20 protein-coding genes are annotated in these 17,694 nt (G+C 36.3%); 8 read left to right on the top strand and 12 right to left on the bottom strand.

Features of this window, described 5'->3' with window-relative positions; all coding sequences use genetic code 11:
• The first annotated feature begins 25 nt into the window (after positions 1 to 25).
• Together OQX64_RS03180 and OQX64_RS03175 are read left to right on the top strand one after the other, a co-directional pair.
• The gene (locus OQX64_RS03180; protein ID WP_265817604.1) at positions 26 to 1,594 is read left to right on the top strand and encodes a hypothetical protein; all 1,569 of its coding nucleotides are present in this window, start codon (positions 26 to 28) and stop codon (positions 1,592 to 1,594) included.
• Between the two features lie 26 nt (positions 1,595 to 1,620).
• A complete protein-coding gene (locus OQX64_RS03175; RefSeq protein ID WP_265817603.1) occupies positions 1,621 to 3,030 on the top strand; it encodes a DUF5723 family protein in 1,410 nt (469 codons plus the stop codon).
• On the opposite strand, the gene tsaB is transcribed toward OQX64_RS03175, so the two are convergent.
• The 7 genes from tsaB to OQX64_RS03140 form a co-directional block, all read right to left on the bottom strand.
• Positions 3,031 to 3,717: a tRNA (adenosine(37)-N6)-threonylcarbamoyltransferase complex dimerization subunit type 1 TsaB gene (gene tsaB / locus OQX64_RS03170; RefSeq protein ID WP_265817602.1), complete on the bottom strand. Its 687-nt coding sequence runs from the start codon at positions 3,715 to 3,717 to the stop codon at positions 3,031 to 3,033.
• A gap of 122 nt (positions 3,718 to 3,839) precedes the next feature.
• Complete coding sequence (gene yidD, locus OQX64_RS03165; RefSeq protein WP_265817601.1) at positions 3,840 to 4,070, bottom strand: membrane protein insertion efficiency factor YidD; 231 nt, start codon at positions 4,068 to 4,070, stop codon at positions 3,840 to 3,842.
• On the bottom strand, positions 4,054 to 4,452 hold the full coding sequence (locus OQX64_RS03160) for a ribonuclease P protein component (RefSeq protein WP_265817600.1): 399 nt from the start codon (positions 4,450 to 4,452) through the stop codon (positions 4,054 to 4,056). Before OQX64_RS03160 ends, yidD begins: the two co-directional genes overlap by 17 nt.
• Before the next feature lie 65 nt (positions 4,453 to 4,517).
• Positions 4,518 to 4,676 (bottom strand): 50S ribosomal protein L34, encoded by a 159-nt coding sequence (gene rpmH, locus OQX64_RS22415; RefSeq protein WP_010601723.1) that lies wholly within the window; start codon positions 4,674 to 4,676, stop codon positions 4,518 to 4,520.
• Positions 4,677 to 4,822: 146 nt separating this feature from the next.
• Positions 4,823 to 5,557: a LytR/AlgR family response regulator transcription factor gene (locus OQX64_RS03150; RefSeq protein WP_265817599.1), complete on the bottom strand. Its 735-nt coding sequence runs from the start codon at positions 5,555 to 5,557 to the stop codon at positions 4,823 to 4,825.
• Positions 5,535 to 6,596, bottom strand: a complete 1,062-nt coding sequence (locus OQX64_RS03145) for a sensor histidine kinase (RefSeq protein WP_265817598.1) — start codon at positions 6,594 to 6,596, stop codon at positions 5,535 to 5,537. Before OQX64_RS03145 ends, OQX64_RS03150 begins: the two co-directional genes overlap by 23 nt.
• A 142-nt stretch (positions 6,597 to 6,738) precedes the next feature.
• Positions 6,739 to 7,512 (bottom strand): LiaF transmembrane domain-containing protein, encoded by a 774-nt coding sequence (locus OQX64_RS03140; protein WP_088300555.1) that lies wholly within the window; start codon positions 7,510 to 7,512, stop codon positions 6,739 to 6,741.
• A gap of 134 nt (positions 7,513 to 7,646) precedes the next feature.
• Between OQX64_RS03140 and OQX64_RS03135 the strand changes: the two genes are divergently transcribed.
• Positions 7,647 to 8,519 carry a ChaN family lipoprotein gene (locus OQX64_RS03135; RefSeq protein WP_265817597.1) on the top strand — a complete coding sequence of 291 codons (873 nt, stop codon included), beginning with the start codon at positions 7,647 to 7,649 and terminating at the stop codon, positions 8,517 to 8,519.
• A gap of 101 nt (positions 8,520 to 8,620) precedes the next feature.
• Here the strand turns inward: OQX64_RS03135 and mscL are convergent, their stop codons facing one another.
• Positions 8,621 to 9,055, bottom strand: a complete 435-nt coding sequence (mscL, locus tag OQX64_RS03130) for a large conductance mechanosensitive channel protein MscL (RefSeq protein ID WP_088300557.1) — start codon at positions 9,053 to 9,055, stop codon at positions 8,621 to 8,623.
• Positions 9,056 to 9,207: 152 nt separating this feature from the next.
• Between mscL and rpoN the strand changes: the two genes are divergently transcribed.
• Entirely contained in the window at positions 9,208 to 10,680 is a 1,473-nt protein-coding gene (gene rpoN, locus OQX64_RS03125) for an RNA polymerase factor sigma-54 (RefSeq protein ID WP_088300558.1), read from the top strand.
• Positions 10,681 to 10,914: 234 nt separating this feature from the next.
• Here rpoN and OQX64_RS03120 read toward each other — a convergent pair whose 3' ends face one another.
• The 3 genes from OQX64_RS03120 to OQX64_RS03110 all read right to left on the bottom strand — a co-directional run bounded on the left by OQX64_RS03120 (position 10,915) and on the right by OQX64_RS03110 (position 12,234).
• Positions 10,915 to 11,121: a hypothetical protein gene (locus OQX64_RS03120; protein ID WP_088300559.1), complete on the bottom strand. Its 207-nt coding sequence runs from the start codon at positions 11,119 to 11,121 to the stop codon at positions 10,915 to 10,917.
• 56 nt (positions 11,122 to 11,177) lie between these two features.
• Positions 11,178 to 11,318 carry a twin-arginine translocase TatA/TatE family subunit gene (gene tatA / locus OQX64_RS03115; RefSeq protein WP_265817596.1) on the bottom strand — a complete coding sequence of 47 codons (141 nt, stop codon included), beginning with the start codon at positions 11,316 to 11,318 and terminating at the stop codon, positions 11,178 to 11,180.
• Positions 11,319 to 11,379: 61 nt separating this feature from the next.
• A complete protein-coding gene (locus OQX64_RS03110) occupies positions 11,380 to 12,234 on the bottom strand; it encodes an HD domain-containing protein (protein ID WP_265817595.1) in 855 nt (284 codons plus the stop codon).
• Between the two features lie 214 nt (positions 12,235 to 12,448).
• On the opposite strand from OQX64_RS03110, the gene OQX64_RS03105 reads away from it, so the two are divergent.
• Both OQX64_RS03105 and OQX64_RS03100 read left to right on the top strand, forming a co-directional pair.
• Complete coding sequence (locus tag OQX64_RS03105) at positions 12,449 to 13,102, top strand: TetR family transcriptional regulator C-terminal domain-containing protein (protein ID WP_265817594.1); 654 nt, start codon at positions 12,449 to 12,451, stop codon at positions 13,100 to 13,102.
• Between the two features lie 6 nt (positions 13,103 to 13,108).
• Complete coding sequence (locus tag OQX64_RS03100) at positions 13,109 to 14,413, top strand: ABC1 kinase family protein (RefSeq protein ID WP_265817593.1); 1,305 nt, start codon at positions 13,109 to 13,111, stop codon at positions 14,411 to 14,413.
• On the opposite strand, the gene OQX64_RS03095 is transcribed toward OQX64_RS03100, so the two are convergent.
• Entirely contained in the window at positions 14,414 to 14,770 is a 357-nt protein-coding gene (locus OQX64_RS03095; RefSeq protein WP_088300564.1) for a response regulator, read from the bottom strand.
• A gap of 265 nt (positions 14,771 to 15,035) precedes the next feature.
• Between OQX64_RS03095 and OQX64_RS03090 the strand changes: the two genes are divergently transcribed.
• Together OQX64_RS03090 and OQX64_RS03085 are read left to right on the top strand one after the other, a co-directional pair.
• Entirely contained in the window at positions 15,036 to 15,638 is a 603-nt protein-coding gene (locus OQX64_RS03090; RefSeq protein WP_265817592.1) for a GIN domain-containing protein, read from the top strand.
• A 112-nt stretch (positions 15,639 to 15,750) separates the two neighbouring features.
• Complete coding sequence (locus OQX64_RS03085) at positions 15,751 to 17,694, top strand: LTA synthase family protein (protein WP_265817591.1); 1,944 nt, start codon at positions 15,751 to 15,753, stop codon at positions 17,692 to 17,694.

Raw genomic sequence — 17,694 nt, 5'->3', positions numbered from 1 at the left:
ATAAATTAAATTTGTTGCCTAGCAGATGAGAAAAATCATAATTTTAGTAAGCGTATTGTTATTGGGTGTGGCATCAATGTCCTATTTATACTTTTCTAAATTAGGGGTTGAAAACGATGCCAAAGACCTGGCCCTCCAATCTGCTACCAACAATGCGGCCATCCTTTTTTCCTTTCAGAATGATAAAGCCTTTTATGAAATTATGGCAGGACAAGGCCTTTTACAGCAAGCTATTGGTGAAGAAAAAACAAACTTACTTAAACAACTGAAAGAAAGTTTTATTAATAAAAAGCTGATCAATAATTTTGTGCAGGACCAGGAGATTTACATCAGTCTACTGCCTGATACGAATCAAACCCTCAACTTTCTAATTACTGTACAGATCAGGCCTGATCAGGAACTCATCAATTTTCAAAACAAACTTCAATCGATCGTTAAGCCTGTAGTAAAAGAAAAAAATATTTATACGCTCCAAGTGAATGATAGTCTGAATGTATTTTTGGGCATGCAACATCAGGTTTTAACCATATCAACTTCCTTAAAATTAATCAAAAATGCGGCAATCAGGCTTAATGATAACCCTTTTACAGCCTATATTAAAGAATCCAGGCTGCTAAACAAAAACATTCTGGCACAACTGTACATTAATTTCAATCAGGCACCGTTATTATTAAAGAATATTATTGCCGGAAGTATTAATGGCGAAATGGCTTTATTTAAAACACAAAACAGCTTTGCTACCTTGAATTATAATTTCAGCAAAGAGAAAATTTTGTTTAATGGCAATACAGAAATTAAGTCGGCAGATAACTACTTAAAATTGTTTGAGCAGATACCTGTTCAAAACACCAATATTCAGAATATTATTCCCGATCGTACAGCCAGCTACACCGTATATGCCTATGATAATTACCAATCCTGGCAGCAAAAATTAGTCCGCTGGCAGACACTTAAAAACTTAACCGATAAAAGAAATGTATTGATCAAGAAGGTTAAAACAGAATACCGCACAGATTTAAACGCTATATTTCCGTTATATCTAAAAAATCAATTTATCACCTTTCAGTTAAATACCGGAGAAAAATTAGCTGCAATCTCATTGATTAACGGCGAAAAGGTAAAGCAACTTTTATTTGATGTAAGTGAGGACTATAGCGAAGAGATTAAACATTTTAAAACAGCTGATATTCTTTTTACTTACCTGGGTGAACCTTTTAAAAATTTTGTAAAGCCTTATTATGTTATTATTGATAATCAATTTGTTATTGCCAATAATGCAAGTACCGTTCAGTCTTTTTTAAATAGTTATAAAAACAATAAATTACTGATTCAGGAACCAGCCTATCTGGACGCCTTGAATCAGTTACCAAATACTTCAAATATTGGTTTTTATATTAACCTGAAAAACGCAAAGAATATCTTCAGAAGTCAGCTTCTGTTAAAGTATTACCAACATTTACAAGCAGATAGCGGATGGAAAGAATTCGACAGCTTTTATTATCAAATGAGTGCTGATCAAAACAAATTCATCACAAACATGCTTTTAAATAAATACATCAAGCCGAACCCGTCAGATTCGGCAAGTACCCGTTAAATAAGCGATAGCTAAAACCAATTTAAATGAAGAAATTTCTACTTACCATCACATTAATGGGCTGTGGCTATTTTGCTAACGCGCAACAATATGCCTTATTTGGAACCAGAACCATGTTTGATGCTTTCGAAAACGTTTCTCAAAGATCTTTCACTTTGGATTCTTCGCGAAAATTTTCATCGAATTTCTTTCTTCCAAATTTTGGTGCCAATTCAGCCAATATTGGAGAAGCAGAGTATTCCATCAGAAAGTTAACGCAGGAAGGTGTTAATGATACCAGAAATCTTCCGCTAGGTACAGGCGCTATCAATCACTTCTACTTAAATAGCAACGTTTATGTCGTAACTTTTCGCCTTTTCAAATCTTACAAATATCAGAAAGAAATAGGCTTAGCATGGCAGGTAAGAACAGATTCACATATTGATTACACTAACGAAACACTGGCCATATTTGATAATTATGATCGATTTCCTACAGCTACACCGCTAAATGGGATTTTTAACACAAAAGGTTATCAGCAATCTTATCATCAATTCAGTTTTACCTACAGAGAAAATTATAATAAACGGTTAGCCTTTGGATTAAAAGCAAGTGTATTGAGTGGCATTTTATACAACAAACTGGATATCACCAGTTCAAGCTTACGCGTAAATCCAGCATTAAACTCACTCGACATTACTTTTAATGGGAACTATGCGAGTAACTTTTCAGACACTGATGAAATAAACAAAAATACTTTTTTCCCAAATTTCAAAAACCCCGGTTTATCATTGAGCTTCGGCACAAATTATACCACAAAAAAGGGCTTGTTCCTAATGGCTAATGTTAAAGATTTAGGATTTATCTGGTGGAGGAGCGGCACCATCAATAATTCCATTAACAACCGGACAACAACGCTTAATGAGCTGAATGATGAATCATCTAACAACAATCAGGAAATAAGAGATATATTTTTAGGCGGACCAAGCGGAAAGTTTTTAGCAGCTACCAATGCCAAATTTGATGCTTATGTTTCCCGGCAATATGGTTTTTATAAGCCGGCACTGATTGTTTCAAAAAATCTATTTTACAAAGGGGGTGATATTGCATTTGTGAACACCATTATCTATAATAATTTCTCCGCCAGCGTAACCCCGGTTTATAACCTGAACAACATCCTAATGATCGGACTGCAAGGGAAGTATCAAACCCCAAACTTTGAACTTTTTGCTGGTACCGATAATTTATTTTCAACCTTTAACCAGGCCAGAGGGATTTACAATAAAACGGCAGATGTAGGCACAGGCCCTAACGGTGCTTCGGTTTATATGGGGGTAGGCATTAAGTTTGGCAATGTTGTTAACCATCCTCAATTTAGTGATGTAATACCCGGAATCAATGATCAGCAAGAAGGAAGTTTCTTTAAAAACCTGTTTTCTATCTTTAAAAGAAAATAATTAAACTTTTGGTTTAGGCTGGGTCACCACAAAATCTTTTAAATAAAAAGGCTCGAAGTAAGCTACATCCTCAAAGCAACTCTGATTAAAAGCATTAAAGGCTAAGGCCGACATATATTGGGCAGAATTAAAGTTGGATGGATGAAAAACTGCATTTGGATGATTCAGTGCTTCAGCACATTTCGCTGCACCATCACCCAAAAAGCTAACCTGATGTTGTGCCAGTAAATCAGCAAAACTGGTTTCATCAATAATTTTTGCGGAAGTAGGCTCCAGCAATTTTAAAGATGCATCAAATGTGGCCGTATAAACTTCCATTCTTCTGGCATCAATCATCGGACAAATCAGCGCCTCGTATGCAGGATTTTCAATCATAAAGCCGGCAGCCATCATTTCCAATGTTTCAATGGCAATTAAAGGTTTTTCGAGGGCATAGCATAAACCTTTTGCAGTGGAAACGCCAATTCTTAATCCGGTATATGATCCGGGTCCTTTACTAACAGCCACGGCATCCACATCCTGATAAGTTAAACCAGCTTTCCTGATTACTTCTTCAATAAAGAGCGTCAGATTAGCGGCATGTAGGTTTTGTCCGCTTTCCTCTTTCAGTACAACTGTTTTTCCATCAATTGATAAAGCCACTGAACAAACCTGCGTAGCAGTTTCTATCTGAAGTATTTTAGCCATATCACAAAGGTATTAAAAAATGTAAGAAGGTGTTGAGTTTGGAATTTGGAGTCCAAAGTCTGAAGTCCTAAGTCAGAAGTTTGTGAATGAATAAACAACGAACCATTGACCAATAAACTCAGCTAAGGAACCGGATCATGGCCATGTTCTCCCCAGGGATGGCACCGGCCAATTCGCTTCAGAGCCATCCAGCCGCCTTTAAATGGCCCATGTTTGCGAATTGCTTCAATTCCATATTGCGAGCAAGTTGGCGTAAACCTGCAGTTTGCCCCAAGCATCGGGGATATGGCATATTGATAAATCCTGATCAGACCTAAGAATAGCCAGGCAAAAACTTTATTCAACAACTTCATTTGGCTGAATTAAAGTTTTAAAACGCTTGAAAGTAGCAATCAATTTCTTTTGGATGAAGGTAAACTCATATTTCTGTTTTCCTACATATTGAATAGAAAACAATAATAACCCTTTATCGGCTGACAATTGATTATAAAAATATTCTTGTTTATTCAGGCGATAAGCTTCGCGGATGCGTCGCTTAAGCAGGTTACGGTCTACCGCCCGTTTATATCTTTTCTTAGGAACATTGATAACCACCTGCGCAGGAACGCCTGCTGGTTCATCCAAAAAAAGATAAGAAATGCGAAAGGGGTATAATAAAAAAGAAGAACCGTTTTTAAACAGCAGATCTAAATGTTTTCTGCTGCATAACCGTTCTTCTTTCCTGAATGTGTACATATATTTTTGATTGATAATTGCAGATTTTGCTCTGCCGATTCCGAATCCGGAAAAGCAATCAAAAACTATGCTTTATGCTTGCGTTCGTCAGAAACTGTTAATCTTTTTCTTCCTTTAGCACGACGTGATGCTAATACTCGTCTGCCGTTAGCTGTTGCCATTCTTTCGCGGAAGCCGTGTTTGTTTCTTCTCTTTCTTTGCGAAGGTTGGTATGTTCTTTTCATGACTGTATATTATCTTATTAATTTCAAAATTAAGAGGTGCAAATATAAAGTGATTTCTCTACAAATGCAAGTGTGTTTAGTTTTTATTTTTAATTCCGTTTAAATCTTACCGTTTTTAAAAACATTTAAGATTTAATATACGCTAATTATAATCCCAAAGCTGCTTTCAGCTTCACATAACCCGTTTTACTTACCGGCAGCCAGATATCCGATTTCAGCAAGACCACGTAACTATCCTTTTCTTTCAGTTCTATCTTAGTCACTTGCGCCAGGTTAATAATATAAGAACGGTGTATACGAATGAATTGACCGGCATCTAAAGTCTGCTCAAAATAGGCCATGGTTTTATTTTTATAGAAAATTCCATCCACCGTATTCATTTTCACATAATCATCATCGGCTTCCAGGTAATTAATATCAGCTGTTGGAATAATTTTGATTACACCATCTTTTTTAATCACCACCCTGTTGTTTTGCGCAGGACTCAAAGCTGCCGCATCTAAAACAGCTTCTGTATTTTGCTGTTGATTCAACCGGCCGGGAAGTTTTTTCATGGCTGCTTCAAACCTGCCCTTATCAATAGGTTTAAGCAGATAATCAACAGCATTTACCTCAAAAGCTTTAATGGCAAATTCATCAAAGGCAGTGGTAAAAATTACTGCAGGTTTATCATCTACCAGTTCCAGCATTTCAAAGCCACTTATTTTAGGCATTTGGATATCCAGAAAAATAAGATCCGGCTGGTGCAGCGTAATGGCCTTTAATCCTTCAAATCCATCGCAACACTCTGCAACCACCTCTATTTCAGTATGATCAGAAAGATAAAACTTAACAATATCTCTGGCTAAAGGTTCATCATCAATGAGTATCGCTTTGATCATTTTTTTGTGGAATTTTTAAGGTGGTAATATATAAATTATTTGCCTCAATTTCTGTTTGCAATAAGTGCGGATTAGCAAATAAAAGATAAAGCCTCCGCTTGATGGCACTTAAGCCAAAACCCGTTCCGCCAGCGGCCTTCATTTCCGGATCGAATGGATTTTGCACCCTTAAGGATAAAACATGATTCGCTAATGTAACATCTACCTTAATGGTGATTCCGGCTGATGTATTGTACAATCCAAATTTTATGGCATTTTCTACAATGGGCTGCAACAATGTTCCGGGCAGGCTTAAGTTCAACGTATCCTCGGCAACATTAACTTCTATATTCAAACGGTGGCTGAATCTCACTTTCTCTATATCAAGATAAAGTTGAATATATTCCATCTCCTCCTCCACCGTAACCCATAATTCATCATCACGCTTAAGCGTACCCCTGAGGAATGAAGCCAGTTTCGTAATCATTACACCTGCTTCCTTAGGATTTATCATCGTTAAAGCAAAAACAGAATTCAGGCTATTAAAAAGAAAGTGTGGCTGCAGCTGATGCCTTAGCTTATTTAATTCAGCTTCTTTGGCGAGGCTTTTGGCAGCCGTAAGGCGTTCGTGGGTTTCTGTTTGCTCTTCCAGCCGGTACCATAGAATATTGGCTATGGCGCACCATCCGAGGCACATAAATGTAATCAGTCCGCGGAAAGCAAAAGAAAAATTATAAAATTCCTTGTATTCCTTAAAATCGGCGAACAAATAAAGCAAGATATACTTTGCCGTGAAAATAACCACAAATGTTAAAGCCAGACTGACAATGAGCACATAAAGAATACGTTCATTTTTAGGCTGATAATAACCCAGCATATTGCTGATTCCGATACAGGCTGCTGCTAAAAGCACATTACTGACAGCGCTATCAGTAAAGGCGATTATCCATGAAAAGTGAATTACATAATGCAACCCTATGGCACACAATATAGTCCACGCTACAGCAAAGCTGAAGGAGATCTTTTGTATCTGCGGAATAGATAAAGGTCTGGTTGTCAAAACAGTTTGGTTTAGTTTAGTAATGATTAGTTTAATGCAATCGGCCCTGGTAAAAAGCCGAAAGTATGCGTTTATGATAAATGGTGGTAAATCACTTATCTTTGGTTCACTGTCAGATGTTATGCTTCAATAACTTGAATCTCTAAAAACTTTTAATTTCTATCCCGCCAAACATTGCTGTTCCATCTAAGATCAAGGTTTTTTGAATATCACCTGTAGGCGTTAAATGCGATCTTTTATCTTCTACACTGCCAAAAATTGCTGTAACATTTGATTTAATGGCCCAGTTTTGTGGAACGATTAATTTTATCCCACCAAAAATTGCCGTAACATCTAAACTGGCCGTTTCAGCAAAATCTGCCTGAGTCATGATGATATCTGCACCGCCAAATACAGCTGAAATATCGCCACCCTTAAAATTTTTAGAATAAACCGTTTGATTGTTACCTCCAAACACAGCCACAACATCTATAACATCATGATCAAAAGCATGCTGATCCGCCGTTTTAAATTCTTCTTCATTTGTATCGGCAGTATTGAACTGATCTTTGAATTTAGCTTTCATTTTTCGTTTTACTTTAACGCGATCATTGGGTCTCATGATTAAAAAAGCACCAATAATCACCAAACCAAACCCCAGTGCATATTTTGAAAGGTCAAAATCAAAATCCATCCTATCAATGGTATTATACGTACCTATCAAAACTAGAATCAGCCAGCCTATACCTTTAAAATTCCGGCGAATACCTAAATATATCCCCAATACGATAAGCAGACTCCAGATGCTGAATATCCACCTCGGAAAATCCAGGCCAAGGTTATTTAATAAAAAAATGAAGCCAATTGCCGCGATGACGAGGCCGCCAACAACCCTACCCGAAGTATTCTGACGATTATTATGATTGATGTTTTCCATTTCGATTACTTACTATTTATACATCAAAGATGTTGATAAATTAAGTCCTTCAATATACCTGCACCATAAAAAATGGCTAAACAGCGGTGAACAGCCTTATTTTATCGGTAAAAAATATTTCTTAATTTGAGCCCATGAAATATTTACTTGGCTTACTTTTTCTAATTGCTGCTATTGGATTGAAGGCGCAAAACCTTAATTTGCCTTATAAAATATATGATGTAAGAAAACAAAAGGTAATCTCTGTTGATGATATTATTGCTGACATGAAAAATACGGATGTATTATTTTTCGGCGAAGAGCATAATGATTCAGTTGGTCATGATCTGGAAGCAAAGATTTTTGAGAAGCTCAACAAAACCTACTCACAACAAGTAGCACTTAGTATGGAAATGTTCCATACTGATGTTCAGCCGATCATGAACGAATTTCTGGCTGGCTTAATTTCTGAAAAAAACTTTATTAAAGAAGGCAGGGCCTGGGAGAATTATAAGGATTATAAGCCTTTAATTGAATATTCAAAAGCAAATAAATTACAGGTTATTACTGCAAATGCTGCAGCCCGATACAGTAATGCCGTTACTAAAGAAGGCTTGGTTATGCTTGAAAAATTTCCTGCAACATCATTAAGCTTTTTGCCTCCCTTACCAATAGATACTGCAACAGGCAGATATTATCAGAAATTTAACCAATTATTGGGTGGCCACGGCATGGGCACAATGAAAGTTTATCAAACGCAAAATTTCTGGGACGCTACCATGGCCTGGTCTGTTTCAAAATTTATCAATGCCAATAAAGGCATCAAAGTCTTTCACATTAATGGCCGTTTCCACAGTGACGAAAAATTGGGAACACTGGCGAAACTACAGCAATATTCGCCAAAAATTAAGATCCTGAATATATCAGCCTTTTCAGACCCTGCATTTGAAAAACCAGATTGGGAAAAATTTAACAACTTAGGCGATTACATCATCATCACTGATCCAAAATTGAAAAGAAGCTATTAACTAATCATTTAATGCTATTTATCCCCCTTTATGAAAGCGGGGGTATTATATGCTGGCGATGAGCTCAGGGTAACATTTCAAATTTATGAGCCCTATGTATGTTAAGACTTTGCTTTAAGCAAGTCTCTGATTTCAGTTAACAGCATTTCTTCTTTTGGTGGAGCTACTGGTGCAGCAGCAACAGCCTCTTCCTTACGTTTCATTTTATTAATAGCCTTAATCATCATAAATATAACTAAAGCCAGTAATATGAAATTGATTGCTACTGTTATAAAATTACCATAGGCAAAAATTGCTGCCCCTTCAATTTTTTTCGCATCTGCTAAAGCAGTACCCTCTGGTACAGCCCCCCTTAATACCAGGTATAAATTGCTGAAATCTGGTTTCCCGATGATTCCGGCAACCAGCGGCATAATTAAATCATTAACCACACTGTCAATAATCTTTCCGAAAGCGCCTCCAATAATTACACCAACAGCCAGATCCATAACATTGCCTTTGATTGCAAATTCTTTAAATTCTTTTACAAAGCCCATTATATCTGTTTTAATTTATTTACTAAAGTAGCAAACATTAAACTCAATACAAACGTTTAGCGAATAATTTAATCCGTAACCAAGTCATTTGGTGTAATTCCAAAAAAATCTGAAATGATTTGTTTATTTTTGACGCCATTCTACTATATCATATGCTAAAGCAACACTTACAACAAAAATTATTACAAAAGTTATCACCACAACAAATCCAGTTTATAAAATTGTTGCAAGTACCAACCGTTGCTTTAGATACCAGGATTAAAGAAGAATTGGAAGAAAATCCTGCATTGGAAGATCCGAGTTTAATGACGCAGGAAGAACCAAAAGGTGAATATGATGACCTGAATGATGGTCCGGAAGAATTTGAAAGTCAGGCTGAAGATAATAATACGGATGAGTTTAATGTAGATGATTATCTGCAGGATGACAATACCAATGACTACAGCACCAATTACAATAATGGCGATGATGATGAGGAGAAAAAGGAAACACCTATTGCAATAGAAAGTACTTTTTTCGAAAGTCTTCAGGAACAATTAGACCTGGTTCCCCTTTCAGATCAGGATTTTATTATCGGAAAACAGATTATTGGAAGTTTGGATGATGATGGTTATTTACGCCGTCCCTTAGGCTCGATGATTGATGATCTTGCATTTTCACAAAACGTAATGGTGGAAGAGGAAGATGTATTGGAAATGCTGAAGCTGATTCAAAGCTTTGATCCTCCGGGTATTGGTGCACGCGATTTAAAAGAATGCCTGCTGATCCAGTTAAAAAGGAAAGATCCCGCAAATCCGATCATCATAAAGGCAATGAATGTGGTTGAAAATTACCTGGATGAATTTACACGCAAACATTATGACAAACTGGAGAAAAGCCTGGGTTTGGATAGTGAGGAATTAAAAGAAGTTGTTAATGAAATTCTCCGTTTAAATCCAAAACCTGGAGATGCCAACCAGGTAACCACTAAGCAAATGCAAATTATTCCTGATTTTCACATCAGCAATAATGATGGCGTCCTTATTTTAACCCTGAACTCCAAAAATGCACCCGAACTTAAAGTAAGCCGCTCCTACCAGGAAATGTTTGAGCATTATGATAAAGCATCTTCAAAAGATAAAAAGCTAAAAGAAGCGGTTCAGTTTGTAAAGCAAAAATTAGATTCTGCCAAATGGTTTATTGATGCCATTAAGCAAAGGCAACAGACGCTGCTTAAAACCATGAATGCCATTATGCACTATCAGTATGAATACTTTTTAACTGCTGATGAACGTAAAATGCGTCCGATGATTTTAAAAGATATTGCCGATAAAATCGACATGGATATCTCTACGGTATCCAGGGTGGCAAACTCTAAATATGTTCAAACCGAATTTGGTACATTTTTATTAAAATCATTTTTCTCTGAAGCCATTCAGACTGAAAATGGTGAAGAAGTTTCCAATAAGGAAGTTAAAAAAATTCTGGAAGATTGTATTGGGAATGAGGATAAACGCAAGCCCCTGGCCGATGAAAAGCTGACTGAGATCTTAAAAGAAAGGGGTTATAATATTGCCAGAAGAACTGTAGCCAAATACCGGGAACAGATGAACATTCCGGTGGCCAGGTTAAGGAAAGAATTATAGTTGTTTATTTGGGTATTGGTTAGAGACGATTTTTTTCCAGGCAAATTTTAATAAAATACAGACATCATTATTTCGATTGGTGAGACACCCAACTGATAAATAATTGTTATTGACTCATCATTCTCATCCTGGTTGGTGTCTTGCCAGGCAGCTGCACTTTATTCATTAATCTGTCATATACAGGAATATAGACATGATTCTTCCATGTTAAGTGAATAATCGACAGGTAAATTATTAGTTACCGGCTTGATCTGACTGGTCACCACTGCCCAGTTTTTCTGAGAAATCTTTTGCCCGATCATCTGCAGCAGTATCGCCCTGTTTTTCTGGTTCTAAGTTTTCATCCAGGCGGTCATTCCAGTCATTTAAACCTGTAGAAGGATTTTCCTGGGCTTGCTTAAAAAATGTTGATTTTTCCTGATCTTTGTTTTGATTTTCCATTGCGGTGAGTTTACATTCAGAACACCCCAATAGTGGAAAAGTTTATTTCGTGCTGATTATTTGTGAGCAGGCTCATCCTTCGCATTTTTAAACGCTTTCACACTTCTGCCGATTCCGCGCATCAGTTCCGGCAACTTTTTACCGCCAAAAAGTAACAGGATTATAACACCAATTAATATGATTTCTATAGCCGACATAAATTATTTTTAAACAAGATACGCTAAAATAAGTAATATTGTTTTTAAAATATGACTTATACTAAACCAATAACGCTTTTAATGCCCTATCTTTAATCACAGGAACTTTGCCATGCCTGATAAATTCTGCAAGTCCACGCAATTGTTTGATGGATTTTATGGCTTCATACCCTTCATATGTTGTTCTGATTTTATTCAGCAATAGTGTATCCGTTTTAAACATATCACTTTTGGTAAGTAATCCTTTTTTTAAGAAGAGTTTAATCAGTTCAGTCATTTTTCCATTTGCATAGAGATGAACCGGGAGTTTAAATACATCATCATTTAATTTTTTAAATGTCTCATTGATCCATTGCACTTCAGCATCATTATTTACGGCAATTATGCCATTGCTCAGCACCACCGCATTTAAAAACTGCTTAGCCCGCTGGCGGGTAATGATTTCCCCATGAATGCCATCACGCAACGTATAATCCAAACGATCTGCACAAAGCGATGGCATCGGCTGTTCTAAAATATTAAAAACACCATGAATAATCTGATTAGCAGTATAGCCATATTTAAGCAGCACATCCGGAATTTCAGATTTATAGATCACCTCAGCAAAAATCTGCTCATGGTAATCCTCTTCAACATACTCAAATACATAATCACCTACATGGGAAAAAGCCGTATGCGAAACATCATGTAGCAATCCGGCAATTTGTTCAAGTTCAGTGCCTCCCATTTTCTTGATCAGCATGGCTACTCCTATTGCATGTTCTAAACGTGAATGACAAATAGATGGATTAACCAGGAAAATTGCTCCGCTCTGGTGTATGCCAGCTAAACGCTTTAAAGCATCTGTTTGCAAAAGCGCTTCAAATACCTTTGGAAATTCCATATTTCCGTATAAAAAATCATTCAGCTGAATCATATTGATGAGAATAAATACCAAAGCACAATTATACTAATTTATTTAGCATATAAACTAAAAATATTTTCTTTTGATTTTTAATTTGCTATTTAAATTAGTCAAAAAACAACTTTCAAATATTTTGAAAGCTATTATTACAAAATAATGATCTACAATTAAAAAGATATAAAACAAGCAAATTAATAAAACGTTATTATTGTAAATAAACGATAATATGGCAACTGCTCAACAGATTAGAAAAGCATATATAGATTATGTTTTAACCCATGATGAAAAACCAAAAACGGTTTATTCTTTTGCAAAGAAGATTAAAATTACCGAAGCTGAATTTTATCAGTTTTTTTCTTCTTTTGAAAGTATAGAGAAGACCATTTGGTTTGAATTCACTTTTGAAACCATTCGTAAAATAAAGGAGCAGGAAGTTTGGCTACAATATACTTCGCGTGAGAAAATGCTTTCTTTTTTTTACAGCTTTCTGGAAAATCTGAAAAGCGAACGCAGCTTTGTTATTTATAGTTTAAAAAATTACAGGGGTAAATTTTCCACACCTGATATATTGGCGGGTGTAAAGCCAATTTTCGAGAACTTTGCACAGGAAATTATTGATGACGGCCTGGAAAGTGGCGAATTGGCTGAACGTAAATTTTTAACTAAACGTTATAAGGATGCCCTTTGGATTCAGTTTTCATTTATCCTTAATTTTTGGATTAATGATGACAGTGACGGCTTTGAGAAAAGTGATGAGGCCATTGAAAAGGGAATCAACGTTACATTCGATCTTTTTCAGCATTCACCTATTGATAACCTGATTGATTATGGAAAGTTTCTATCCAGAAACGGGAAGTTTAAAGAAAAAATGGGATTATAATCATTAATGAAGACACAACAGAGTATTCCAACTACAAAAGTAGAGCGCTCGGCAAAATTTGTGAAAACAGGTTTTCAGATTGGCGGAAACTATATCAAGCATTATTCAAAGAAATTGTTTAATCCGGATATGGATAGAGATCAGTTAAATGAAGATAATGCAACTGATATTTATAAATCGCTGAGCGAACTTAAGGGTAGTGCCTTAAAAATAGCGCAGATGTTAAGTATGGATAAAAATATCCTACCAAAATCATATGTAGATAAATTTACCCAGTCGCAATACAATGCACCTCCCCTTTCAGGGCCTTTAATTGTGCGTACATTTACCAAAAACTTTGGCAAAACACCTGAGCAGATTTTTGATACCTTTAATCTGAATTCCAGCAATGCCGCATCTATCGGACAAGTACATCAGGCTACGCTCAATGGCAAAAAACTTGCCGTTAAAATTCAATACCCGGGTGTTGGCGACAGTATTTCATCAGATTTAAAACTGGTAAAGCCATTTGCTTTCCGCCTATTGGGAATGTCTGAGCGGGAATTAAATATTTATATTAAAGAGGTTGAAGAACGCTTACTGGAAGAAACTGATTATGAGCTTGAGGTAAGGAGGTCTATCCAGTTCTCTGAAGACTGCAAAAACCTTGATCACGTGGTTTTTCCGAAATACTATCCTGAGTTATCGGGTAAGCGAATCATCACCATGGATTGGCTGGATGGATTACATTTAAAAGAGTTTTTAAAAACTAATCCTTCTCAGGAACTGAGAAATAAAATTGGCCAGGCTCTTTGGGATTTCTATAACTTCCAGCAACATGAGCTTCGTGCTGTGCATGCAGATCCGCATCCCGGCAACTTTATGATCACGCCAGATGAAGACCTGGGTGTCATTGATTTTGGATGCATTAAAGAATTGCCAAATGATTTCTATTACCCTTTCTTCTCGCTCATTTCTACAGATGTAATCAACGATAAAACCAAGACGATTGATGCCTTTAGAAAACTAGACATGATTCATACCGATGATACTGAAGAGCAGGTAGAATTCTACTATAAAGCATATAAGGAAATGATCAGTCTTTTTGCAAAACCTTATATCAGCAAGGTGTTTGATTTCAGTAAAACAGAATTTTTTGAGCAACTATATCTTTATGGTGAGAAGATTTCAAAAATGCCTGAATTTAAACAGGCCAGAGGTGTAAAACATTTCATTTATGTGAACCGCACAAACTTTGGTTTATATCAAATTTTACACGAATTAAAAGCAATGGTGAATACAGACACTTACGAGCCAACCTTAAACCGGTAATTAACAGTTTTTTTTCACCACATTGATCATGTGATCAATGTCAAACGGTTTTTCAATATAATCATCCGCTTTGCATTCCTTTGCTTCTTCTGGCAATTTATTGGATGTGGAAGTAAGCACTGCAGATACATCTTCTGTTTCCGGGTCAGATTTTAAGTCCTTAATAACTTCTGACCCTTTTTTTTCACCTTTAATGTGGTCATCCACTACTACTACATCAGGGTCAATCTCATCTATTTTTTCAACCGGATCGGTCGTTAATGATGCCGTAACATCAAATCCCTCCTCCTCCAGCACCTGGTCCATTATTTCAAGAATTTCTTTATTATCCTGAATAAGCACAACCTTTTTCTTCATATTGATTGTAAGAATATTTTTTTAAATATAGGAAAAAGGAAGTATTCAAAATCCAATTGCCCGTTTTTTTACAATCCGTAAAAGGAAGCACCAAAATTTCGTCTTGAATTAAAGCCCGTTCGTCGAGAATTTTACAGCAATGGTATAAAAGCGAGTAATGGTCTGCAACGTTTTGGTGTCCGTTACGTCTTATCTACAAACAAATAAATTACTTAAATAATTCAATAACAATTAATTAACATTAAATTATTAAACAAAAGATATTATGAAAACTTCAATCAAAACCCTGATTGCAACAACATTAACAGCCATCGTTTTATCAACAGCTGTATTTTCAACAAGCGTTTCCGCTTCAGAAACTCATCCTTTAAAAGTTTCGGCTGTTAATGGCTTTAAAAAAGTTTCTGTGAAAGGAAATGTTGAAGTTATCTTAATTCAAAGGGCAAACAGCGGCGTGGCTTATGCAGAAGATAATACCGGCACCGCAAAAATTTTACAAAGCGGCGATATGCTCCGCATCACTTCAACTGATGGAACTTTTGCAAAATTAATTGTATATGTAACAGATATTTATAGAATTGAAGCTACAGATAATGCAGTAGTTAAAACTGAAGGCAAGTTAAATTCACTGTATCTTCAAATCTTTTTAAAAGGAAACGCACATGCTGAAATCAATACCATTTCAAAAGGCTTATACACCGTAATTCAGGATGATGCCGATTTAAAATTAAGTGGCTCAACAGATACTCATACTTTAGTGATGGGCAACACACAAAAACTTACCATTGATAAATTTGCTGCACTGAAAACCAATATCAAATCCACTGAAATTACAGCTACAGGTAAAGAAATTGCCGCTGTATATTAACCAAAAAATACCCACATAAAAATGGCTTTCTGACTTTCCAGAAAGCCATTTTTTTTGAAAGATTCAGACAATCTTCAGAATTGAAGGGTATCTTGCGCAAATTATTAACCCAATGAACCACTTAATCAAAGGCCGGTATTCAATTCTGTTAAGCTTTATTGCCTATTTTTTAACCTGCTCTTTTGTTATCCGCACCATCCTGCTTATCTTATCTTTTTCACATGCAGATTTCAGTTTTTTCGAAATCCTGAGGTGCTATGCTGTTGGTTTATTTTTTGATGCCGGAACAGCCTTGATCATGACCTCATGCTATGCCTTATATTTATTGCTTCTTCCTGATCGCCTTTACAGGCAGAAATGGAATAGCATTTTAACGCTTTCCATATTTTTTATCTTCGTCATACTAACACTTTTTTCGTTCTTCGCCGAAATCACCTTTTGGCAGGAATTTGAAAGCAGATTTAATTTTATAGCTGTTGATTACCTCATCTATACCTATGAGGTGGTCCACAACATTAATGAATCTTATCCGCTTCCCTATTTAATTTCTGGTATTCTCGCTATTGCCTTAATCATTACCTACCTGTTTAACAGGTTAAAAATTTTCAGCTTAAATGCTGAAAGTAAAATGCCTTTCAAAAAACGCCTTGTTTATACTGTTTCGCTGATGCTGACAGCTATATTGTTCTCACTCTTTGTAAAAAACAGTGCTGCAGAACAGGGCAATAACCGCTATGCCAATGAACTGGGTAAAGCTGGTATTTATTCCTTTTTTGCGGCATTTAAAAATAATGAATTAAATTACCATGAATTTTATCAGCTTATTGATGGCCAAAAGGCTTTTGCCATCGTCAGAAACCAACTGGCACAAAATGGTACAAGCTTTAAAAACGGACTGACGATTTCTAGGAATATTAAGGGTACAGATTCCACTTACCGTCCAAATGTAATCATGATTACGGTGGAAAGCCTGAGTGCTGAATTTTTAGCGCACTATGGTAACAAACAGCAACTTACTCCCCGCATAGATGCCCTGGCAGACAGCAGCATTTTCTTTAGTAATATGTATGCAACCGGAACCAGGACAGTGAGGGGAATGGAAGCACTTACCTTATCCATCCCACCAACTCCCGGCAGCAGCATTATCAGGCGAAATGACAACGAAAACTTGTTTACCGTTGGCCATGTCTTTAAAGATAAAGGTTATATCAATACCTTCTTTTATGGTGGAGATGGTTATTTTGACAATATGAACCATTTCTTTGGCAACAATGGTTATAATATTGTAGACCGCGGAAGAAAATTACTGGATGAAACCTATCAGGGCAGCCGGACATTAATTGCCGACCAGGAAGTAACCTTTGAAAATGCCTGGGGGATTTGTGATGAAGATATCTTTAATGTGGCGATAAAGGATGCCGACGAAAAATATAAGCAGCACCAGCTATTTAATGATTTCATCATGACCACCTCCAACCACAGGCCTTTTACTTTTCCGGCAAATAAAATTAACCTACCCGTAGGAACAAGAGAAGCCGCCGTACGGTATACAGATTATGCCATTGGAAAATTCATCGACAAGATAAAAACACGACCTTATTTTAAAAATACGGTGATCATTATTGTTGCAGATCATTGCGCCAGCAGTGCCGGAAAAAACGAGGTTGATATTTCTAAATATCAGATTCCCTGTATGATTTTAAATTTAAGCCACCAGCCGAATAGGAATATCAGTAAAATGACTTCGCAGATTGATTTATTCCCAACACTCTGGTATTTATTAGGCTGGAGTTATGATAGTGAATTTTATGGTCAGAATGTCCTGGCGGATCATTATCAGCCCAGGGCATTTTTAGGTACTTACCAAAAACTCGCCTACCTGAAGGGCGATAGTTTGCTTTTACTCAGTCCGCACCGAAAGATTGATACCTATTTGTATAATCCATTGAAAAATACACAAAAACCGCATCAGCTATCTAAACAAATGATAAATGAAGGCATTGCCAATTATCAAACAGCTTTTGATTTGTTCAAAGATGGTAAATTGAAACTATAA

This window comes from Pedobacter sp. GR22-10, from assembly GCF_026239715.1.
Classification (GTDB): domain Bacteria; phylum Bacteroidota; class Bacteroidia; order Sphingobacteriales; family Sphingobacteriaceae; genus Pedobacter.
This window is presented reverse-complemented; position numbering and strand designations above follow the sequence as displayed.